General features: G+C 62.0%; 18 protein-coding genes. 6 read left to right on the plus strand and 12 right to left on the minus strand.

Annotated features, from left to right (window positions below; translation table 11 throughout):
• Positions 1-5: 5 nt before the first annotated feature.
• From CABTHER_RS14465 to CABTHER_RS14480, 4 genes are all read left to right on the plus strand, one after another.
• Positions 6-755 carry an SDR family oxidoreductase gene (locus tag CABTHER_RS14465; RefSeq protein ID WP_014101420.1) on the plus strand — a complete coding sequence of 250 codons (750 nt, stop codon included), beginning with the start codon at positions 6-8 and terminating at the stop codon, positions 753-755.
• Positions 752-1840: an A/G-specific adenine glycosylase gene (mutY, locus tag CABTHER_RS14470; RefSeq protein ID WP_014101421.1), complete on the plus strand. Its 1089-nt coding sequence runs from the start codon at positions 752-754 to the stop codon at positions 1838-1840. The genes CABTHER_RS14465 and mutY overlap by 4 nt, the downstream gene beginning before the upstream one ends.
• A 94-nt stretch (positions 1841-1934) precedes the next feature.
• On the plus strand, positions 1935-2339 hold the full coding sequence (locus CABTHER_RS14475) for a hypothetical protein (RefSeq protein ID WP_014101422.1): 405 nt from the start codon (positions 1935-1937) through the stop codon (positions 2337-2339).
• Positions 2340-2366: 27 nt separating this feature from the next.
• Complete coding sequence (locus tag CABTHER_RS14480) at positions 2367-3506, plus strand: DUF3810 domain-containing protein (RefSeq protein WP_014101423.1); 1140 nt, start codon at positions 2367-2369, stop codon at positions 3504-3506.
• Here the strand turns inward: CABTHER_RS14480 and CABTHER_RS14485 are convergent.
• The 5 genes from CABTHER_RS14485 to CABTHER_RS14505 all read right to left on the minus strand — a co-directional run bounded on the left by CABTHER_RS14485 (position 3503) and on the right by CABTHER_RS14505 (position 10204).
• Positions 3503-4642 (minus strand): 5-(carboxyamino)imidazole ribonucleotide synthase, encoded by a 1140-nt coding sequence (locus CABTHER_RS14485; RefSeq protein ID WP_014101424.1) that lies wholly within the window; start codon positions 4640-4642, stop codon positions 3503-3505. The genes CABTHER_RS14480 and CABTHER_RS14485 overlap by 4 nt on opposite strands.
• Positions 4643-4648: 6 nt before the next feature.
• Positions 4649-5278 carry a metallophosphatase domain-containing protein gene (locus tag CABTHER_RS14490; RefSeq protein ID WP_014101425.1) on the minus strand — a complete coding sequence of 210 codons (630 nt, stop codon included), beginning with the start codon at positions 5276-5278 and terminating at the stop codon, positions 4649-4651.
• A 176-nt stretch (positions 5279-5454) separates the two neighbouring features.
• Positions 5455-7008, minus strand: a complete 1554-nt coding sequence (malQ, locus tag CABTHER_RS14495) for a 4-alpha-glucanotransferase (RefSeq protein WP_014101426.1) — start codon at positions 7006-7008, stop codon at positions 5455-5457.
• Entirely contained in the window at positions 7005-8576 is a 1572-nt protein-coding gene (locus tag CABTHER_RS14500) for a glycosyltransferase family 4 protein (protein WP_014101427.1), read from the minus strand. Before CABTHER_RS14500 ends, malQ begins: the two co-directional genes overlap by 4 nt.
• 146 nt (positions 8577-8722) lie before the next feature.
• A complete protein-coding gene (locus CABTHER_RS14505) occupies positions 8723-10204 on the minus strand; it encodes a protein adenylyltransferase SelO (protein ID WP_014101428.1) in 1482 nt (493 codons plus the stop codon).
• Between the two features lie 131 nt (positions 10205-10335).
• Between CABTHER_RS14505 and CABTHER_RS14510 the strand changes: the two genes are divergently transcribed.
• Together CABTHER_RS14510 and kdsB are read left to right on the plus strand one after the other, a co-directional pair.
• Positions 10336-11250 carry a branched-chain amino acid ABC transporter permease gene (locus CABTHER_RS14510; protein WP_014101429.1) on the plus strand — a complete coding sequence of 305 codons (915 nt, stop codon included), beginning with the start codon at positions 10336-10338 and terminating at the stop codon, positions 11248-11250.
• A 21-nt stretch (positions 11251-11271) separates the two neighbouring features.
• Entirely contained in the window at positions 11272-12024 is a 753-nt protein-coding gene (gene kdsB / locus CABTHER_RS14515) for a 3-deoxy-manno-octulosonate cytidylyltransferase (protein ID WP_014101430.1), read from the plus strand.
• Positions 12025-12042: 18 nt separating this feature from the next.
• Here kdsB and CABTHER_RS14520 read toward each other — a convergent pair whose 3' ends face one another.
• The 7 genes from CABTHER_RS14520 to CABTHER_RS14550 all read right to left on the minus strand — a co-directional run bounded on the left by CABTHER_RS14520 (position 12043) and on the right by CABTHER_RS14550 (position 21242).
• Positions 12043-12348, minus strand: coding sequence for a hypothetical protein (locus tag CABTHER_RS14520; RefSeq protein ID WP_014101431.1), 306 nt, complete (start codon positions 12346-12348; stop codon positions 12043-12045).
• A 181-nt stretch (positions 12349-12529) separates the two neighbouring features.
• Positions 12530-15112 (minus strand): hybrid sensor histidine kinase/response regulator, encoded by a 2583-nt coding sequence (locus tag CABTHER_RS14525; RefSeq protein ID WP_148264136.1) that lies wholly within the window; start codon positions 15110-15112, stop codon positions 12530-12532.
• A gap of 284 nt (positions 15113-15396) precedes the next feature.
• Positions 15397-16224: a hypothetical protein gene (locus CABTHER_RS14530; protein ID WP_148264137.1), complete on the minus strand. Its 828-nt coding sequence runs from the start codon at positions 16222-16224 to the stop codon at positions 15397-15399.
• 330 nt (positions 16225-16554) lie between these two features.
• A complete protein-coding gene (locus CABTHER_RS14535) occupies positions 16555-17460 on the minus strand; it encodes a hypothetical protein (protein WP_041570029.1) in 906 nt (301 codons plus the stop codon).
• A gap of 262 nt (positions 17461-17722) precedes the next feature.
• On the minus strand, positions 17723-18547 hold the full coding sequence (locus tag CABTHER_RS14540; RefSeq protein ID WP_212770377.1) for a hypothetical protein: 825 nt from the start codon (positions 18545-18547) through the stop codon (positions 17723-17725).
• A gap of 237 nt (positions 18548-18784) precedes the next feature.
• Positions 18785-19993, minus strand: a complete 1209-nt coding sequence (locus CABTHER_RS14545) for a glycosyltransferase (RefSeq protein ID WP_014101437.1) — start codon at positions 19991-19993, stop codon at positions 18785-18787.
• Positions 19994-20090: 97 nt separating this feature from the next.
• Complete coding sequence (locus tag CABTHER_RS14550; RefSeq protein ID WP_049787549.1) at positions 20091-21242, minus strand: PHP domain-containing protein; 1152 nt, start codon at positions 21240-21242, stop codon at positions 20091-20093.
• Between the last annotated feature and the right edge of the window lie 56 nt (positions 21243-21298).

Below are 21298 nucleotides of genomic sequence, written 5' to 3' on the forward strand. Positions count from 1 at the left end.
ACCCCATGTCAAAACTGCTGGAAGGCAAAGTGGCGCTCGTCACCGGCGGCTCGCGCGGCATCGGACGTGGCATCTGCGAAGTGTTTGCCCGTGAAGGCTGCGATATTGCCCTCAACTACCACACCAACGATGCGGCGGCCGAAGAAGCAGCGACAGCCATTCGCGCCCTGGGGCGGCGCGTCGTCACCTACCGGGCCTCGGTTGCCGACCGCCCGGCGATGAAACGGGTCGTGCAGGAAGTTCTGGCCGACTTTGAACGGATTGATATTCTCGTCAACAATGCGGCCGTGAACCGGCCGGACATGTTCCTCACCATGAGCGACAAGGCGTGGGATGAGGTCATGGGCGTCAACCTCAACGGCCTGTTCAACGTCACCAAGCCAGTCTTCAAGCACATGGCCCGGCGGCGCTACGGCCGGATTCTCAACATCAGCTCGATTGCCGGCATTCGCAGCGTGCCGACCAGCGTCCACTACGCCACCTCGAAGGCCGCCGTCATCGGCTTCACGAAGATGCTGGCGCGGGAAGGGGCGGCGTTCGGCGTGTTGGTCAACGCCATTGCCGCTGGCATCTTCGACACGGATTTGGGACACACCCTGCCGGACCGCTTCCGTGAAACCTACGAAATGTGGTGTTCGGTCGGGCGGCTGGGCACTCCCCAGGAAGTTGGTGAACTGGCGGCGTTTCTGGTTTCCGACCGGAATGCCTACATGAACGGTGAAGTTATCATTCTCGACGGCGGCACGGTCACATGAAAGCCACGCCAGTGACCGTACGACGGCGGCTGCTGGAATGGTTTGACGGCCACCGGCGCGATCTGCCCTGGCGGCAGACGACCGATCCCTACCGGTTGTGGGTGGCCGAAACGCTGGCGCAGCAGACCCAAGCGGCACGCGCGGCCACCTATTACCTCCGCTTCATGGCGCACTTTCCAACTGTCGCCGATCTGGCTGCCGCCGACCTCGACACGGTGCTCAAACTGTGGGAAGGACTGGGCTACTACCAGCGCGCCCGGCGGCTGCACCGCGCGGCCCAAGAGATTTGCACCCTTCGGCAGGGACAGCTTCCGGCAACCTTTGCTGAATGGCGAACGCTGCCCGGCGTCGGGGACTACACTGCGGCCGCCGTAGCCTCGATGGCCTTTGGTGAACCCGTCGCGGCCATTGATGGAAACGTCCGGCGTGTTCTGGCGCGTTTCTGCGCGACGGACATCGGCGACGACCCTGCACGACAAGCAACGGTGGTGCAGGCGGCAGCCCAGGCGCTCGTCGGCGGCGCGCGTCCGGGTGATGTCAACCAGGCGCTCATGGAGCTAGGCGCAATGGTGTGCCGCCCGCGCACGCCACAGTGTGCCACGTGTCCGCTGGCGGCCGACTGCATGGCGCAACGCTACAAACTGACGGCGCACTATCCGCTCCGACCGCCCCGCCGGATACGTCCGACCCGGATGTTCGCGTGCCTGCTCGTCACCTGGCAGGGGCGCTACCTGGTCGTTCGCCGCCACCAGAAGGGACTGCTGGGCGGGCTGTGGGAGTTTCCCACCTTTCCCTGCCGGGAAGGCGAGTTGCCGGCCGAGACAGCCGCCAGTGGACGGCACAGGCTGGGACTCCCACCCGGCCCTGGCCTGCCGGGACCCGTCCTCACCCACAACTTCACCCATTTTCGCCAGATACTGCACGTGTTTCCGGCGGCGGTTAAAACACCCGGCGCGGCGACAGATGCCGAAGTGCGCTGGGTGACGCCGGATGAACTCGATGCACTTCCGCTGACACGTCTGGCCCGGCGGCTCGCCCAATCGGTGGGAACGAAACCGGCTGGTGTGGAAACAGCTCCGGGCTGATTCCCTTCGCGGCTATCCCTGCCGTTCGTGCTATGTTTCGTGCGACATCCGGCGCATCTGCTGCGCAACTTTCTTTCGACTGAGGCCGCTTCCCGTGAGCAAACACAAAAAAGACGACAAACACGACAAACTCAAGGACAAACGCAAAACCTCCCCACCGACCATCTTCGAGAACGTCGTTGAGCAGGCCACCGAACGCTGGGAGCAACTGGTTCACAATCCGCAGTTTGCCACCGCGCTGGCCACGGCACTCGAACAGCCCATGAATCTGGCCAACCGCGTACAGGAACTCGTCGGCGCCAGCCTGCGCACGATGAACATTCCGACGCGCGACGATTACAAGCAGCTCAGCCGCCAGCTCGATGCCATTGCTGACCAGCTTGAAGCGCTCCGGGAGCGCCTTGAAGAAATGGCCGAACGCCAGCCTGAACCGCCACCACCACCGGCTGCACCGCGCAAACGAAAAAAAGCCGCGCAAGCGGATGATGCCGAGGTCTGAACGGACACGCCCCGGCCGGTCTCTGCCATGCATCGCCCTGCTGCCCTGACCTGGAGCCTGTGGCTGCTGGCGGGCGTCGTGAGCGGCAGCGCCTACGGCCTGCGCCGGCTGGCGGAGGCCTGTCCGGCCTGGGTGGAAGGACTGTATGCCCGGCGGCTGTATCCCCTCCTGGCCGCCTGGGTAGGGTGGCCGGCCCGGCTCGTGCCTTTCTCGCTGGCCGAAGTCCTCGTGGGGTTTCTGGGGTTGGGGGGGCTTGGTCTGCTGGGCTGGGCGCTGTGGCGCGGACGGCGCGAGCGCCCACGGCTGGGCATCCTGCTGGGGCGCGGCGTGCCGGTCATCCTGCTCGTCGTCGGGCTGGGAACACACGTTTTTCTGCTTCTGTTCGGCTATCACTACGCGCGGTCGGCCGTGCGGCAGACCTTTGCGCTGACGCCGCCACCGCCCGACCCGGTGGCCCTCGAACAGTTTGCCCGTACCTGCATCGAACGGGCCAATGCCGAGCTGGCGGCTGCAGCGCCGGTGATGGATGCCGAGCAGGGCAGCCGGCTTCCCATGTCGCCAGCCCAACTGGCCAGCCTGCTGACCGAAAGTTTCCGCCGTTGCCCGGAGCTTTCCCATCTGGCCGACATCCCCTTTGCGCCGCCCAAGGCTCCCTGGTCATCGGAACTGATGGCGCGCGCCGGTATTTCCGGCATTTTCATCCCCTTCACCGGTGAGCCGCACTACGACGCGCACCAGCCGGCCAGCAGCCTGCCGTTCACGCTGGCGCACGAAATGGCGCACCAGCGTGGCTTTGCCTTTGAAAGCGAAGCCAACTTCGTCGCCGCCGTGGTGTGCCTGCGGTCAGATCACCCTTACATCCGGTATAGCGGCTGGGCAGGCGCCGCCCGGTATGCCCTCCGTGACCTGGCACGGACACCCGAGCGCTATGCGGCTGTCATGGCGTTAGCCGGTGACGGCCTGCGCGCGGACTGGCAGGCGCAGCGGCGCTACTGGTCGCGCTACGCTTCCGGTCGGCTGGCGCGCGTCTCGGCCCGGCTCAACCATGCCTACCTTCAGGCCAACGGCGTCTCGTCGGGCATTGCCAACTACGGCGAAGTCACCGGCTGGCTGCTCGCCTGGCAGGCCGCCGGCAGGCTCCCGGAACCGACCGAACGTGGCTCCTAGATGGCTATGGCCCGTGCCGCCCGCAGCGCCCGCTCGCGGGTTTCCACCAGGTCAGCGCCCAGGGCCGTGACATGCCCCATTTTGCGTCCCGGACGGGAAGCCTTTTTGCCGTACAGGTGCACCGTCACGCCCGGCACCTGCAACGCCGTTTCCAGGCCCGTCGGTTGCGCTGGCGCTTCAAAGCCGCTGAGCAGATTGACCATCACGGCCACGGGCGTACGCATGCGCGGCGACCCCAGGGGCAGGTTCAACCCGGACCGGATGTGGTTTTCAAACTGCGAGGTTTCACACGCCTCAATGGTGTAGTGGCCCGAGTTGTGTGGGCGCGGCGCAATTTCATTGATGAGCACTTCGCCGTCGTTGAGCAGAAACAGCTCAATGCCAAAGATGCCCGTCCCGTGGATGGCTTCGAGCACCTGTCGCGCCAGCGCGGTCACGTTCGCCGCCGTCGTTTCGGAAACCGCCGCCGGAGCCAGTACCGTGTGGCACACGTGGGCATGCTGGATGGTTTCCACCACCGGGTAAATCACCTCTTCCCCGCGCTGGTTGCGTACGGCCATCACGGCCAGCTCTTTGGTGAACGGGATGAATTCCTCGACCATCAGGGGGCTGCCGCGCCGGAGCAGTTTCTCAAAGGCCGGGGCAATGTCGGTGGTTCCCCGGATGAGTTCATTCCCGTAGCCGTCATAACCATTTGTCCGGCACTTGAGCACCAACGGCAGGCCGAAGCGGTGGCTGGCGGCCAGCACGTCATCGGGCGTGTCCACGGCCGTAAAGCGGGGCACGGGCAGCCCGGCCTGAGCCAGCGCCGTTTTCTGGAAAAACTTGTCCTGCACAAGGGCAATGGTCTGGGAAGAGGGTACAACCTGACACTTGCCGGTGGCTTCGAGGTAGCGCAGGATGTCGGGCGCAATGAACTCGTTTTCGAGCAGCACGACATCGGCGTAGGCAGCCACGGCATCGAGCAGCGCCGGGGATGACCAGTCACCCACGAAGCGTTCCGTAGCCAGCCGCAGGGCCGGGCTGTCGTCGCCCGGACGCGCCACGATACCCACTTCACAGCCCAGACGGTAGGCGGCCACAGCCGACATGCGCGCCAGTTGCCCGCCACCCAGAATGGCTATCCGCTGCGTCATGAACGGCTACACTTCCAGGTCAACCACAACCGGGGCATTGACGAGACGGTAACGCAGGTTGCACAGCGCCGCGTTGACAAACTCGGTCGTTCCCTTCCGCATGCGGCCGTAGGCTTCGTGAATATGGCCGAAGACGTGCAGCCGGGGGGCAACCCGCTCCACGGCCGCGCGCAGTTCGTCACAGCCAACCCGCCAGCCAAACTGCGTGCGGTCGAGAATGTCATACGGCGGCGTGTGGGTAATCAGGATGTCAATGCCTTCGGGAATCAAATCCCACTTTTCCCGCAGGGCCGTTTTTTTCCACAGGTTGAAGGCCCCGTTCATAAACCAGGGCTGCCACGGGCTGCCGTAGATTTTGAGACCACAGGCCACAGCCGAGGCGTCCAGCAGGTGGACGGCGTTTTCCAGCAGCGCATGGGGTGCTCCCTGGTTTTCCTGGGCGCAGTGATCGTGGTTGCCGGAGACGACGAACTTGTGCGGATGTGGCTGCCGGCGCAGAAAAGCGTCGAAAAGGCGGAGTTCATCCATGGTGCCACGCCGCGTGAAGTCGCCGGCATGAATGAGAATGTCACCCTCCGGCACGTGAAAGTCGTGGTTGCCGTGGGTATCGCTGATAACGACGATGCGAACGGACATACCGCATTACCTCGGAGCGCGGCGGCCATTCCCGGATGAATGGCCAGCCAGGTGATTTGGGCCACAATAGCGCATCATGTCCGCAGATTTTCCGCTTTTTTTCAGCACCGTGCCGCGCCCGACGTACCGATCAGCGCCGGGTGTCATCGGGAAAACAGCCAGGGCCGGCTGGTGCGTCAATCCGAGCCGGATGAACCGGGCAACCGGCCGTACAGGTAGGCCAATTCGCGCAGGCGTTTGGCCGCTGATGCCGTGAAGTCCTCCCGCCGGCAGCGCCAGGACCAGTTGCCGCGTTCACTGGCTGGCAGGTTCATGCGCCCTTCACTCCCCAGCCCCAGGACATCCTGCATCGGAACAATCGCCGTATGGGCCACGCTGGCGTAAGCCGCCCGGATGAAATCCCAGTGAATCTCAGCGCCATTGGTGTTGAGATACGCCCGACAGAAAGCCCGTTCCCGCTCAATCCCTTCGGCGTCGCGCGTCGAACCGACGCCCGGACGACTGGCATACCAGCCAACCGTCGTGTCGTTGTCGTGCGTTCCGGTATAAACCACGGCATTGGGAACGTAGTTATGCGGCAGGTCCTGATTGTTGGGATCGCCGCCAAAGGCAAACTGCAACACCCGCATGCCGGGAAAACCGAAGGCATCGCGCAGCGCCACGACATCCGGGGTAATCACACCCAGGTCTTCGGCAATGATGGGCAGGACGCCAAACGCACGTCTCATTGCCGTAAACAGCTTGCGTCCGGGTGTTTTGACCCACCTGCCGGTAGCCGCCGTCGGCGCGTCGGCCGGAATGGTCCAGCAGGCAGCAAAACCACGGAAGTGATCCAGCCGCACGACATCCACGAGCCGGAACAGATGGCGCATCCGGGCCAGCCACCAGCCAAAACCAGTGTCCGCCATGCGCTGCCATCGGTAGAGGGGATTGCCCCAGAGCTGTCCCGTGGCACTGAAGTAGTCCGGCGGTACGCCGGCAACATGCGTGGGCCGCCCCTCGGCATCGAGCTTGAACAGTTCCCGGTTGGCCCAGACATCGGCCGAGTCGTAGGCGACAAAAATTGGCGCGTCGCCGATGATGCGGATGCCACGGCGGTGACAGGCTTCACGGGTGCGCTGCCACTGGCGGAAGAAAAGCCACTGCTGAAACTGGTGCGAGGCCACGGCCGTACTCAGGTTGCGCCGGGCGGCTTCCAGCGCCGCTGGCTTCCGGTCGCGCAACTCTGGCGGCCACGTATGCCACGCGCGGCCGCCGTGGGCATCTTTGAGCGCCCGGAAGAGCGCATAATCGGTCAGCCAGTCGGCTTCAGCCGCGCAAAACGCCTCGAAATCGGCTCGCCAGGCATCCGGGGCGGCCGCCGCGAAACGCTCAAAGGCTTCCGCCAGAAGCCTCTGCTTCCAGGTGATGACCGCGCCGTAATCCACACGTTGTTCGGAGAAAGGCGGACGTTCGTGCAGCCGTTGGCGCGGCACGAGACCCAGTTCAACCAGGGTTTCCGATGGAATCAGCAGTGGGTTTCCGGCAAAGGCCGACAGGCCGGCGTAAGGCGAGTCGCCGTAGCCGGTGGGCACCAGCGGCAGGATTTGCCAGTAGGTTTGGCCCGCAGCAGCAAGAAAATCGAGCCATTGTTCGAGATGCCCGTCCAGCGTGCCAATGCCATCCGGCCCGGGCAACGAGGTGGGGTGCAACAACAGGCCGCAGGCGCGCGGCCACCGGTAGGTTGTCACGGACGTGTTATTTTGGGAAGCAAGCTGCTGCCGGAGTCAAAGAAACTCTCGTGCAGCCGCCGGGGATCGGGAGCCTCGACCGGCAACCGGGAGACAGTTTGCTCGATGACCCGCCGCAACTTGCCAAAGAGAAGGTTGACATCAAACAGCAGGGGACGTTCGGGGGAACAGTGGAGTTCGAGGCATCCCGACTGACCATCTTCAAACCGCAGGGGAATCACCAGCTTCACAACGGGACAATCCTCCTCCCCGGTGGCTGTGGCCGCCGTCCAGGTGGCAATGACCAGCGCCCCCCGGCGGGCAAACCGAAAGCCGGGGTGTTCCTGGACGTGCCAGGCATACTTGAGCGGCAGGTGAATTTCGACCTGGGTGAAATCGGTCGCCTCGAAGCATTTGCTCAGGTGGGTGTAAAACGCCTCGAAGCTCTCTGAACCCAGCAGAGACTCGGTCAGTTCGTGAATGCGGATGTTGTTGGCAATGACGCTCCGCTGGTTGAGCGACCGCTGGATAACCCGCCCGATTTCACCAAACTCGTGGTAGCCGAAGTGCTGCACAGCAATCCAGATGACAATGCCCAGCGTCAGCAGAATCAACCCCAGCAGGCGGTTGGGCGAGTTGTACGCCAGCAGACTCATGAGCGCAAAGAAGGCGGACAGGCCGTACAGAAAGATGGTCGTCGTGCGGTGTGAATAGCCCTGCGCCAGCAACCGATGGTGCATGTGCCGGCGGTCGGCTTCAAAAATGGGCTTGCCGGCCAGGAACCGCCGCCCGATGGAGAGCGCCGTTTCCATGATGGGCAGCCCGAAGGCCAGCAGTGGAATGGCCACGGTCACGGTGGTGGCGGATTTCTGCGCATACAGCAGCGCCAGCCCGGCCAGCGTGAAGCCAATGAACAGGCTGCCGCAGTCACCCATAAACACCGTCGCCGGATTGAAGTTGTACTTCAGAAAACCGGCTGTACCGCCGGCCAGCGCGCACAGCAGCAGCGCCAGTGGCACATTGCCGTTGGCCGCCGCCACGTAAGCCAGAGTAAGCGTCGAAAACAGCGCCGCGCCGGCCGACAGCCCATCCACACCGTCAATGAGGTTGAAGGCATTGCTGATGCCGACCAGCCACAGCACCGTGATGGGCAGCCCCCAGATACCAAGCTCGATGGTCGTGCCGGTCAGGGGATTGGGCAGACTCGTAATTCCCTGAACGGTGAAGTGAAACCAGGTGGCAATAAGAACCTCGATGACAAACTTCACACCGGCCCGTAACCGCCAGATGTCATCCACCAGACCCAGGATGAACATTGCCAGCGTGGGCAACAGGAACTTGGCCGACAGAGCCACTGTGCCGCTGAGTTGTCCGCCGGCCTCAAATCCGAACGCTGTGGTCACTCCCACCAGAAAAGCCAGAAAAATGGCAATGCCGCCGACGCGCGGAATGGGCCGGGTGTGGACGTGGCGTGCCGCCGATGGCGTATCCACGAGCGATTCCCAGCGGCGCGCCCAGTTGCGAATCAGCGGCGTCAGAAGAAAAGCCGCCACCAGGGACGCGCAGAAAACCGCGGCATACGTCAGCATGCGAACCAGACTCCTCTCTTCCGGGCTTTGACCTGGTTGGTGCGCTATGCCTTGTCAGAACATTCCAGCCGGATTGTCTATGATGCCCGGTGGAATGTCCAGCCCGGATGTGGTCTGCGGAGCCTGCCGGCAGCCCCGAAACATCTTCAGGAAGAACAGCTTATTTCGAGGCGACGCCCCCAGTCCGGCGGCGGTTCGGCATACCGGGCCGCCTCCGGCTGCTCGGCATAGGGCTGTCGCAGGACGGTCAGCAGCCGCTCGATTTCGGAGAAATCACCTTCCTCGGCACGTTCAATGGCGATCTGGGCCAGATAGTTGCGCAGGATGTACTTCGGATTGACGCTGCGCATGCGCGCCTGGCGTTCTGATGACGGCACGCCTTCCTGGGCCAGCCGACAGCCGTACTTCGTCAGCCAGGCTGCCACGGCTTCCCGATCCACAAACAGGTCCTGCAGGCGTGCATTCGCGGGATGCACCGGGTCTTCCGGGACGGTTTCCGCCAGCCGCCGGAACGCGAGGGTGTAATCGGCCCGGTTCTGTGCCAGCAGTTCCAACCAGTCGGCCAGCAGTTCGGCGTCTCCCGGTTGCGGGTGGTGCAACCCCAGTTTGGCGAACATCAGCCGCTCATACTCGTCAAAAAACACGTCCCGAAAAGCGTTGAGGCTGTCCACCAGCCGCTCGCGCGGCACCCAGGGGAGGAAGGTCTGCGCCAGACAGCGCAGATTCCACAGGGCAATGCCCGGCTGCTGGTTGAAGGCATACCGCCCGGTGACATCCGAATGGTTGCAGATGAAGTGCGGGTCGTAGTCGTCCAGAAAACCAAAGGGGCCGTAATCGAGCGTCAGGCCCAGAATGGACATGTTGTCGGTATTGAGTACGCCGTGGGCAAACCCGACAGCCTGCCACTGGGCAACCAGCCGCGCCGTCCGGTTCACGACTTCCTGCAGGAAGGCGGCAAAGCGGTCTTCTTCACCGAGCGCCTGAAGTTCCGGGAAAAACTGCCCGATGACGTAATCGGCCAGACGCGCCACATCCGCCAGGCGACGGCGATGGAAAAACACCTCGAACGAACCAAACCGCACGTGCGTCGGGGCCAGCCGAACCAGCAGCGCCCCCCGCTCGACCGTCTCCCGGTACACCGGCTCGTCGCTGCCGATGATGCAGAGGGCGCGCGTCGTGGGGATGCCAAGCGCGTGCATGGCTTCGCTACCGAGATACTCCCGAATCGTCGAGCGCAGGACAGCGCGGCCGTCGCCCATGCGGGAATAGGGTGTACGGCCACTGCCCTTGACTTGCAGGTCCCACCTCTCACCGCGCGCATTGCGCACTTCGCCAAGCAGGAGGGCGCGGCCGTCGCCAAGCTGCGGCACATACACGCCGAACTGGTGGCCGGCATAGAGCGCCGCCAGCGGCTCGGCGCCGGGCAGTGCTTTTTCGCCGTTGAAGTACGCCACAAAGTCCGGGCGGGCCGCCTCGGAAGGGTCCAGGTCCAGCAGGGCGGCGGCTTCCGGGTTGAAGGCCACCAGACGGGCGCCACGCAGCGGCGTCGGTGCCACCCGGCTGTAGTAGTCTTCCGGCAAGGTGGTGTATGTATTGTCGAAGACCAGCGTCTCAAGCGTACGTGACAAAGGCGAACGGCTCCTTGCGGCCAAGGCGCAGGAAACAGCCGGGGCTGTTTCCGGCCGGGGTGTGTTCTGCCGGATGACAGACAGGCCGCATTGAAGCGGTTTATCCCACCAAAACCAACCTGCTCTGCCGTATGGAAACCTTCCTTCAACAACTCATCAACGGGCTGGCGCTCGGCAGCATTTACGCGCTCATTGCCTTGGGCTACACGATGGTCTATGGCGTGCTGCGGCTCATCAACTTTGCCCACGGAGACGTGTACATGCTGGGGACGTTTGCCGGCTACTACACGGCGCTGCGGCTGGGCTTTTCCGAAGTCAACCCGTCATGGTTGCAGGCAGCCGTGGTTTTGCTGGTGGCTATGTTGCTGTGCGCCGTGGTTGGGCTGGCCATTGAGCGGCTGGCCTACCGTCCGATTCGCCAGGCTTCCCGCCTGACGGCGCTCATCACGGCGATTGGCGTATCGCTGTTTCTGGAAAACCTGGGGCAGATTGTCTTTGGCGCCAACCCCAAGTTTTTCCCGCAACTGCTTCCACCCGGACAGTTTCCGGTCTATGGCGCGGCCCGGATCACCACTCCCGACCTGGCCATTCTGGGCGCATCGCTGCTGCTGACGGTAGGGCTGCACCAGCTCGTCCACCGGACGGCTTTCGGACGCGCCATGCGCGCTGTGGCCCATGACCTGGACACGGCCAAGCTGATGGGCATTGACACCAACCGCATCATTGCCCTGACCTTTGCCCTTGGCTCGGCGCTGGCGGCGGCGGCCGGCATTCTCGTGGCCCTGCGTTATCCGAAGTTCGACCCGCTGATTGGCATCACGACGGGACTCAAGGCGTTCATTGCGGCGGTTCTGGGAGGCATTGGCAACGTCACCGGCGCGGTGCTGGGCGGCGTCATTATCGGATTGGCGGAAACGATGGCGACCGGCTACCTGCCAGCGGCGCTCAATCCCTACAAGGACGCCGTGGCCTTTGCCATTCTGGTCACGGTGCTGCTCGTACGACCCACGGGTCTGCTCGGCACGACGGCCCCGGAAAAAGTTTAGGACGAAAACGGAGTCAACGCCTTGCCGTCAACGGTGGCTATCATCCCTGCCCGCTACGACGCCACGCGCCTGCCCGGCAAGCCGCTCATTGACCTCGCTGGGCAGCCGATGATTCAGCGCGTCTATGCCCGGGTTCGGCAGGTACCGGAGATTGAACAGGTTATCGTCGCCACGGACGATCCCCGGATTGCGGATGCCGTTGTGCAGTTTGGCGGTGAAGCCCGGATGACCCGCGCCGATCACCTCAGCGGCACTGACCGCATTGCCGAGGTGGCCGCGACGCTCGATGCCGAAATCATCGTCAACGTCCAGGGCGATGAACCGCTCATCGCACCCGAAACCATTACGGCAGCCCTGCACCCGGTGCAGTCCGAGCCGGACCTGCCCCTGGCAACGACTTGCGAGCCGCTGGAGGCGGCGGATGCTGAAAATCCTCACGTGGTCAAGGTGGTGTGTGATGCCCAGGGTAACGCGCTGTATTTTTCACGCGCCCCGATTCCCTATCCACGCCAGCCGGACATCGCCCGGACCCTGTGGCGGAAGCACACGGGGCTGTACGTTTACCGCCGCCGGGCACTGCTGCACCTGACGGCGCTTCCGCCAGCGCCACTCGAACTGGCCGAAGGACTGGAACAACTCCGCGCGCTGACCCATGGCCTGCGGATTCGCGTCGTGGAGACAAAACACCGCGCCATTGGCGTGGACACCCCCGACGATGTCGTGCGTGTCCGCCAATGGCTGGCCAGGCTGGAAAGCAGCGCGTTGCCGGAGTAAAGCCGGAAACGGCCGGGGCTACCGTGGATCGTACCAATCCGTCGTGGGCCGGCCTGTAATCCGTGGCGTTTTCCGTGGGATGGGCTTGGTGTACTGCTCCGGCTGAAAGGCGGAAGTGCGGCGGCTGGCGTAAAAACCGGCCGGAAGTTTTCGCCCCCGTGGGATTTCACGTCCAAAGCCACCTGCTGGCGCCGGTGGGGTTGTATTCATGACTGGCGGGGAAGTAACCCGGGCTGCATAAAAGTTGCGCGACAACTTGCGTCCTTCGGGAATATCCGATGAACTGCGGTAGGGTGACAGCCGGGAGGGAATTTCTTCAGCCATTGGTGTAAGACCTCACAAACCTGTAGCTTTTGGCCTGTAGCTTTTGGCCTGTAGCTTTTGGCAGCACAGCATCGGCTTTCAGCCCCAGTCAGGCTGGGGGCAAAGCCGCTGACCAGGCTGTACACATCTATACACGTCCCGGCAACCGACTGACCATGCAACTTCGCAGGAGGCAGGCAGGTCACATGACCTTGGTGGAACCAACTGCCCGGGCCACGGCCGACAGCAGCACTTCCGGGGTAAAGGGCTTTTGCAAAAACACGGTCGCCTGGGCGGACAACTCGCCGGAGGTGACTTCTTCGCTGTAACCGCTCACGACCAGTACCGGAATCTGTGGCTTGTACTGGCGGATGGACTGAAGGCACCCCAACCCGTCGAGCTTGGGCAGCAGGGCATCGAGGATGACCAACTCGAAGGCGTCAGGCTGTTCGGCGAAGCGGGCGACACCCTGCTGCCCGTCCGTGGCCACAACCACGTCGTAGCCGACTTCGTGCAGGATTTCCGTAAAGAGCTGGGCAATCAGGTTGTCATCCTCGACGACCAGGACAAGCCTTGCGGCTTCCGGCAGGAGAGGGATTCCTCCGGGCGTCCGCCGCAGGTTTTCCGCCACCGGCTGCTCGCCGGTTCTGCCTGACCGCAACGCCGGAAACCGTACCTCGAAGCAACTGCCTTTTCCGGGAACACTCTTGACGCCAACGGTTCCACCGTGCGCCGTGACGATCCCGTGAACGACTGAGAGGCCAAGTCCGGCCCCATCGCCCAAGTCTTTGGTTGTGAAAAACGGGTCGAAGATATGCTGGCGGGTGGTTTCATCCATACCGACGCCGGTATCGGCCACGGTCAGACACACACAGTGTCCGGCAAGCTGGCCGCTGAGGGTACGTCCATCGCGTTGCACAGGAAAGACATCGGCCCGGGTGCCCAGAGTCAGTGTTCCTCCGTCGGGCATGGCATCGCAGGCGTTGCGGCACAGGTTGATAATGACCTGCTGAATCTGGTCGGGATCGCCCTCAAATGGCGGCAAATCCGGCAGCAGGCTCGTCACCAACTCGACGTTGGGCGGCAACAGGCTGCGTACGAAAAACAGGCTGTCTTCAACCACGGCATTCAGGTTCACCGTCTGGCGCGAGGCTTCCTTCTGACGGCCAAAAGCCAGCAGCTTGGATACCAACTGTGCCGCGCGCTCAGCGGAATCTTCGATGGCCCGGAAGTATTCATCGAGGGTCGGGTCATTCATCTGGCTGGACTTGCGGTGGGCCAGCCGCGAAAACCCAAGGATGCTGTTGAGCAGGTTGTTGAAGTCATGGGCAATCCCGCCAGCCAGCCGTCCCACAGCTTCCATTTTGTGGATTTGCTGGAGCGTGGCTTGCAGGCGCTTGCGCTCTTCCACGTCGCGCATGACGGCGATGAGGTACTTTTTGCCGCCGGAAAAAAACTCGGAAACCGAGTTTTCGAGGGTCACTGTCGTTCCGTCAGCACGCTGGGCCGTGAACTCGTAGGTAGCCGGAGCGACTTCTCCCCGCATACGGCGCTGGGTGTAATCCCGCAACCGGACTTCCTCGTGCGGCGCGCACATAACGGCAAAATCCTGCCCAACAAGGGCCTCTGGCGTTTCCACGCCATAGAGGCGCGCCACGGCCTGATTGGCATAGACGATCCGCTGGTCATCTTCGACGATAATGCCATCCAGGGTCGCGTTGAGAATGGCATGAAACCACTCCTCCCGCTGGCGCAGTCGTTCGTTCAGGTGCTGGGCTTCGGTCACATCCTGCAGAAGTGCCAGTTGGCAGGGCAGGTCTCCGATGACGAGCGTCACGGCCGAGAGCACAGCTTCCCCAATCCGACCATCGCGTGTCCGGTAACTGCCCCGGAAGTCCAGGACCCGGCCATGTGCCTCCAGCTCGTGATAGTAGCGCTCGCGTTCTTCAGGCTTGACCCACAATCCCAGTTCAAGCGCCGTACGGCCAATCAACTCGGCGCGGCTGTAGCCGAACAGCCTGGTGAAGGCAGCATTGACATCGAGATAGCGCCCATCGGGAATGGTTTGAATCGCGGTGGCAATCGGAATCACCTGAAAGACGCGGTAAAAGCGCTCCTCACTCTCCACTGAGCGGAGCTTGGCGGCCTGCTGGTCGGTGATGTCTTCGACATAGATGGATACAGCCTCCGTGACCAGACCCGGCTGACGCAGCGGCTCGAATGTTGCCGAGAACCAGCGGGCAGACCGCAGTGACTGGTGAACGAAGGAAACGGCACGTCCCAACCGCAGGGCTTCGCGGCACCACCGCTGCCAGACGGCCACATCGGCCAACTGGGTTTCTGTCAGCCCCAGTTTTTCCAGCGGCACCCCAACCAATTGCTCCGGGGAGCGACCAAAATCAGCGGCAAATGTGCGGTTGATAAACCGAAAGACAAACCCTGCGCCGACGCTCTCCATCACGGCCAGGCGCAGCGGTGCAGAAACGGAGAGACTGGCCAGAAAAGCAGCCTGCAGCCGGCCTTCGGTTGCCTGACGCCGGGCCTCTACGGCCTGCTGGATACGGTGCAGCACCAGCGGCAAGGGCATCTGCTCATCAAAACAATCCGTCACCCCGGCCGTGAGCCAACCGGCCAGTTCCGGTTCACCCAGACGCCCGGTACAGACCAACAACGGCACCTGCTGTTCGCGGGCTGTTTGCCACCAGTCCGGCAGCGGGCGCGTGGCCGCCGCAGGTGCATCCAGCACAATGGCATCCGTCTGCAACCACCAGTGCGGAGTTTGCACCGGTAGCGGACCTACCAAAAACCCGGACTGGCGCAGGGCCGAAGCCAGGCGACCGAGGAACGGAGTTGATCCAATGGCAGCGATAAAACGTTGACGGGAAGCTGACAAGGAAGTACGTCGAGGACGGCGGACATTCGCAGTCAGTCAAAGCAAAGGGGAATGACTGACGCCCTCAGCGTAGAGGATTCAGATGTGCCGCAGCAATGAGAATTCCACACCCGGAAGGCATCAGCCCGGTTGGTGCCGCACCGCCCAAGGGAGCAGTTTGTATGACCTGACGCCCGTCAGTCACCACGCGCATAGCTTTTGGCGCGCGCCAGGGATTCTGTGATGAACCGCCAGGTTTCGACTTGCGCCTGCACCGGCGTCAAATCGAGCGTGAGCACGTAATCGAGGTGTTCCTGTGGCGTGAACTTCTGAACTTTGCTGACATCGAATGTCCGCGAAAAAACCACCCGTGGGTCAATCTCGTCCACGACCTGCCCGGAGTCATCCACCTTGCGCTCGTGCAGGCCATACATGACGTAGCAGGCCAGGTTGCGATGGACAAGCAGGTATAGCTCAACGGCATCGAACTTGCCGATGTAGCGCAGCTCATCAGCCTGACCAATGTCCACCGTCGGGGTCGTCTCGGTCTTGACCGTAGCCACGGTTTTGGTCAGGTGCGTGTTGAGGCGTCCATCAGTGACAACAATCGTCGGCGTCCGGGTATCTTCCGGTTTGGCGCACTGCGCCAGAGAGGTACTGAGTGCGTCAAAGGTGGTTTTGGCGTCGAGGTAGGCCTTCCTGATGTCGAGATACAGCCGGGAGTTGGGATTGGCCCGATAGATGCGGTTGACCTCTTCATAGTACCCGTTGAGGACACCATACCGCTCCTGGACTCGGCTGCTCCAGTTGGCATACAGTGCGCTGTATTCGTCATAACGCAGCGTCCGCCGCCCCACCGGCTGGCTCAGTGGTGAGGCGGCCAGTTGCTTCTGCATCTCTTCGATTTCGGCCCTGAACGCGCGTAACGCCCCCAGCAGTTCGGCTTCGGAAAGCACCCTTGACGACTGGGCATAACCGGTCTGGTGCAGCCAACCCGGAGAGGCCAGGGCCATCGTGAGGAACACCAGACAAAGACAGGGCTTCCAGCCAACTGCGGGAAAACCTGAACACCGTCCACGAGCCAGCCATCTTGCGAACTGCGTCATGACAGCAACCTCAACCACGGGGTGCAAAGCTCTGGGGGCAACCTGAAAAATAAGCCTTTGTCTTGGAAAAAAGACGGCTCAGACTGGAATCATTGATGGGCAAGTAGTGAAACATGAAAGCTGTCACTTTGTAAACAGCCTTTTTCCGAGGGACTGACGCACAGGAATCCGTGCGTCAAAAACGTTGACGGGGCAGCTCACGCACTGAACTGCCCCGTCCAAGCGCCTTCCAGGCTTGTATCCAATGCATCAATTCATGCGGCTGTAGGATTTTGCGCGGGCAAAGAACTCACTCAAATCGCTGAGCACCTCACCCTGAGCATCCACGGCAGCGATTTTGAGCTTGAGTGCGTTTTCCAGGTGTTGGGTCGGCGACAAGGCGCGCACCGCTGGGGTGAACGGAAACATCTCTGAGCGCACGACAGAAAGATGAAACTGCTCGCTGGACTTGCCGGTATCGTCCGTGGTGACTTCTTTCCAGCCAAACATGACGTAGCAGGCCATATCCCCCTTGACGAGCAGGAACATCTCCACCGAATCGAAATTGCCGATGAAGCGTGATTCATCCGATTCGATAATGTCCTTGGCCGCTTCAGCCGGGGCCGGTGGCAGTGTGGCCGTCCGGGCTGAGGTGGCAATCCGCTCGTTCAGCCGCCGGTCGGCAACGGCAACCGCTTCCGTGCGGAGGGTGTCCGGCGGCTCGATGGTGTTGAAGGTGGACTTGAGGTTGTAGAAGACCGCCTTGGCATCCAGGTAGGCCTGGGTCATGGGCTTATACAATGGCGAGTTGGGATTGGTGCGATAAACCCGGTCAATCTGGGCGTAGCAAGCCGACAGGCGACGGTAGCAGTCATCAATCTTGGCGCTGTACGCCTCAAAGGTCCGGCGGTAGGCTTCATAATCCATCGTCCGACGGCTGGGCCGTCCGGCAGCGGCCCCCTTGCCGGCCACCTGCGAAAGCAGGTCAAACATCTCTCTGCGCAGTGCTTTCAGGTTTCCGATGATTTCGCTATCGCTCATCACCTGCCCCTGGGTCTTGGCCAGGCACGAGGCCGAATCCGTGCCGCCAGACACCCAGCCCAGGCCCAACAGGAGACAGACGGCCAAGGACCGCAAGGTGAACCGATCCCGAAACTGACGAAGTGGAGGTCGCATTCTTCTAACCCTTCCAATCGATGAATTAACTTGGCGTGACGCAACACGGGAGAGAACAGGAACCAGGTATCACCGCGCCTGCACCCTAAAAATTCAGCACCCGGTTGAACTTATGTCACTATCAAACCGCACTTCCCTGAATTGAAGCAAGATTAATGTAACCCGGCTTGTTACCTACTTCACACAGCCAGCCTTTTCTCTCCGCGTCTTCCGGGTGACATGGCTGCCGGGACAGAAGGACGGGCAAGGTCCCACCCAGGGTTCAGTTGGTCCGGGCATACGATTTCGCGCGGGCAAAAAACTGTTTGAGGTCGGTCATCGTCTCGCCCTGCGCCTCGACCATGGCAATCTTGAGCTTCAAAGCATGTTCCAGGTGCTGCTCCGGGGTCAGAGTGCGTATTTCCGGTGTCATCGGAAACGACTCCGACCGGGCAACCGCCAGGTGGTATTCCTCCAGCGACTTGCCGTTTTCATCCTCAACGACATCCTTCCAACCGAACAGCACGTAGCAGGCACTGTCACCACGCACGAGCAGAAACATCTCAACGGCATCAAACGTGCCGATGAAGCGGGAGTCATCTGCATCCACGATTTCCTTGGCGGCCTGTGGCGGTGCTGTCGGGACAGCGGCCGTGCGCACAGAGGTCGCAATCCGTTCGTTGAGGCGTTGGTCATTGGAAATCACAGCTTCCGTCACAACTTTTTCGGGTGGTTCGAGGGTGTTGAAGGTGGATTTCAGATTGTCGAACACCCCCTTGGTGTCCAGGTAGGTCTGCACCATCTGCTTGTACAGCGGCGTGCTGGAACCCGTCCGATAGACCCGGTCAATCTGACTGTAATACGCAGCCAGACGACGGTAGCAGTCATCAATCTTGGCGCTGTAGGACTCAAAGGTTCGACGATACGACTCATAATCCATGGTGCGCCGGCTGGGGCGGGTCATCGCCGCCCCCTTCCCGGCCACCTGCGACAACAGGTCGAGCATCTCGCTGCGCAGTGCGCGCAACGACGCAACGATTTCACTGTCGGTCAGCACTCGCTCCTGCGCCGGTGCCGAACCAAAGCCGAACATGAAAGGTATTGCCAAGAAATTCATGCAGACGAACAGCCGAAGCAAACGGCTACCTACCACACGCTTGACGTCGCTCACAGACACGTTGGTCATGACTCCAACCCAAGTACATCATAGTGATAGAAGCAAATTTCTGCTGACCCATGTCTTCTTTTGGTCATTCGGGGAGTGTGACATGGTCGGGTTACAAGATTGTGAAGAACAGGTTCAGATTTTCTCTGCTTAGGTTAATCTTTCCCCGCAAAAACCGTACTAAAACTCACTAATGATTGGACTTTGGGCACAAGCAATCTGGTACGCCTGATAGACCTCATCGAGAACCGCTTCCCAAGAAGCGCGCTGCGCACGCGCCCGTGCAGCCTCCCCCATGGCCTGGCGGCGTTCGGCGGAATGCACCAGTTCCGCGACGGCCGACACAAAAGCCGCATTGTCGTGGGCCACGACTCCTGACTCGTCAGGATCAACAAGAAACTTCGGCCCGCCGTCACCCGTCACCACACAGGGAACGCCGGACGCCGCCGCTTCCAGAACGACATTGCCGTAAGTGTCCGTCCGGGACGGGAACACAAAGATGTCGAAGTCGGCGTACTCCTGCGCCAGCCGCTCCCCCTGCTGCACACCGGCAAAGGTGGCCGTCTTCATCGTCTGGGCCAGCCAGTCGCGTTCGCTCCCGGCGCCAACGATCCGAAATTCGATGTTTGTCAGCCCTTGCGCCAACAACTGCCGCTCCAGTTCGGCCAGAAAACGGACGTTTTTCTCGGCGCTCAACCGCCCGACAAACCCCAGACGGACGACGGCAGGCAGCCGGGGCCGCGTGCGATGACGGGGATGAAACTGCTCAGCGTCTATGCCCCGCTGCATCAGGTAGGTGGGTTTGCCTGTCTTTTGCGCCACCAGGGCGACGAGTTCCGGGTTTGGCGCCAGACACACATCGGCGTATTCATAGAACTTCATCGTCGCCCACAGGGATTGGGCTTCCGCCCACAGGCTGGTCTGCTCCCGCACCAGTGGCGAGATAAAGGCGTAGTCCAGCAGACGCGACCACCGCCGTCCGGCATACTCGTGCAGATTCGTGTGCCAGGACATCACCAACGGCAGGCGGAGCGACTTGGCAACATAGACGCCGAGCTGTCCGATGTCGCTGGGGCCGGTGACATGAATGACCTGCGGGCCGAAAGCACGCACCTGTTCGCGGACTTCGCGGGCGTAGCGCCACAGCCAAAGGTCAAAACTCAGGTCAGTATCCAGGGGAAATGACCAGCCCCCCCGCTGGAGTTCGATGGTGGTGACGGAGCCATCGGTCTGGGGTTGGTGGCTGCTGGAAGATGCGGCACAGCGCACGAGCAACAGCGGCAGCCCCCGGCGACGAGCCACGCCTTCCAGCGTCCGAAAGGTACGGGCCACGCCATTGGCTTCATGGTAGGCATCGGGGAACAAGGCAACGCGCAGGAAGTTGGTCATGGTGACTCCGGGTGAGAACCATCAGTCAGCCAGCTTACCGGCCGGGCCCTGAAGCGTCCACGCAGCGCAGATGCCAATGGCTTTCATTGGTGTTGGTTTACAGTTCCCCCAGCTCGAACTGCGGTTTGGGGAGAACCCTTTCCAGTGCCGGGCGCCAATGCCGGCGTCCAAGTTGCCGGAAGACCCACGTAGCCACCCGTGCCCACAGCGGGCTGTGATCAGACCAGCACTGGCGCAGCGACTGGGGCTGCCCATGCTCATCGAGAAAAAACAGGCGCTCGGTCCAGTGGCGCTGTCCTTCGGGATAGTCCGGGTAATCGTCCAGAATTTGCGCGGCGGCCTCGAACACGCGCAACAGCATGTTTTCCTGATACGTCGGCAGCACGACCACATGACTGCGGCGCGCAACCCGTAGCTCCTCGACCATAGCCTCGAAGGTCGCAGCATCGGTCAGATTGACCACTGTGTTCGGGGAAAGCCCGTGGCGGTCGCCGCCGGAAACCAATGGCAGCTCCAGCTCACGTGCCAGACGCGCCACGTCGAGGTTTTCGCGCCACGAGCGGAAGCCATTGATTTCCAGGGCGTGCAGCCAGCGTTTGTAGCGGTCGAGAAAATTTTTCAGTGCGGCCAGATGCTGCGCCTGCCCGATGTTTTCAATGTCCCAGAGCGGATGGTTCAACACCACCAGCACGCCCGGAAGCGCGTTGAGCATCGAGAACAGTTCTTCCAGAACATCGGGCCTGGCGCGTGCTTCCGGGTCTTTAGTAAAGGCAAACAGTTCTTCGGCAATGGCGCGGGCATGGTCAGGCGGGAGGTTGTGCACGCCGACGTGAAAGTAGGCCACGCCAAACGGCACCGTCCATTCGGTCGAAATCGGCACATCTTCCCCCATGGCGCGCAGGCCGCAGCAGGCTTCGATTTCATCATGGTCGGTGATGGAGACGATGCCCCGCACGCCAAGGGTCGCTTCCATGTGCCGCACTTCGGCATCGTGCAGCACGCGGGGCGTCACTGGCGGCGTCCACCACGCCTGAGTGAAATCCAGCGGACGCCCATGCCGCGCTTCATAGCGTTGGCACAGACGGGCAAAACGTCCGGCCACAAGGGGAATTTTCGCAGCGTAGTGCGGGATGAAATCCAAGACTTCGCGGGAGAATTTGGTGTGACAGTGGAGTGACACGCCGGTGCGCAACCCATGGCGGAAAACGCTCCCCGGCCTGACGATGCTCAGTGTCGTATTATGCGACATACGTCCCCTTCGGTTGCGGAAGCTTTCAGCAACACACCGTCCGGGGCGTGGCGATA

The sequence above is a fragment of the Chloracidobacterium thermophilum B genome (genome assembly GCF_000226295.1).
Classification (GTDB): domain Bacteria; phylum Acidobacteriota; class Blastocatellia; order Chloracidobacteriales; family Chloracidobacteriaceae; genus Chloracidobacterium; species Chloracidobacterium thermophilum.

Coding starts and splice junctions, on each gene's coding strand:
- mutY (WP_014101421.1), top strand. CDS start 752: ATGAAAGCCACGCCAGTGACCGTACGACGGCGGCTGCTGGAATGGTTT.
- CABTHER_RS14510 (WP_014101429.1), top strand. CDS start 10,336: ATGGAAACCTTCCTTCAACAACTCATCAACGGGCTGGCGCTCGGCAGC.
- CABTHER_RS14545 (WP_014101437.1), bottom strand. CDS start 19,993: ATGACCAACTTCCTGCGCGTTGCCTTGTTCCCCGATGCCTACCATGAA.
- CABTHER_RS14485 (WP_014101424.1), bottom strand. CDS start 4,642: ATGACGCAGCGGATAGCCATTCTGGGTGGCGGGCAACTGGCGCGCATG.
- CABTHER_RS14535 (WP_041570029.1), bottom strand. CDS start 17,460: ATGCGACCTCCACTTCGTCAGTTTCGGGATCGGTTCACCTTGCGGTCC.
- CABTHER_RS14520 (WP_014101431.1), bottom strand. CDS start 12,348: ATGGCTGAAGAAATTCCCTCCCGGCTGTCACCCTACCGCAGTTCATCG.
- CABTHER_RS14465 (WP_014101420.1), top strand. CDS start 6: ATGTCAAAACTGCTGGAAGGCAAAGTGGCGCTCGTCACCGGCGGCTCG.
- CABTHER_RS14500 (WP_014101427.1), bottom strand. CDS start 8,576: ATGCTGACGTATGCCGCGGTTTTCTGCGCGTCCCTGGTGGCGGCTTTT.
- CABTHER_RS14480 (WP_014101423.1), top strand. CDS start 2,367: ATGCATCGCCCTGCTGCCCTGACCTGGAGCCTGTGGCTGCTGGCGGGC.
- CABTHER_RS14490 (WP_014101425.1), bottom strand. CDS start 5,278: ATGTCCGTTCGCATCGTCGTTATCAGCGATACCCACGGCAACCACGAC.
- CABTHER_RS14550 (WP_049787549.1), bottom strand. CDS start 21,242: ATGTCGCATAATACGACACTGAGCATCGTCAGGCCGGGGAGCGTTTTC.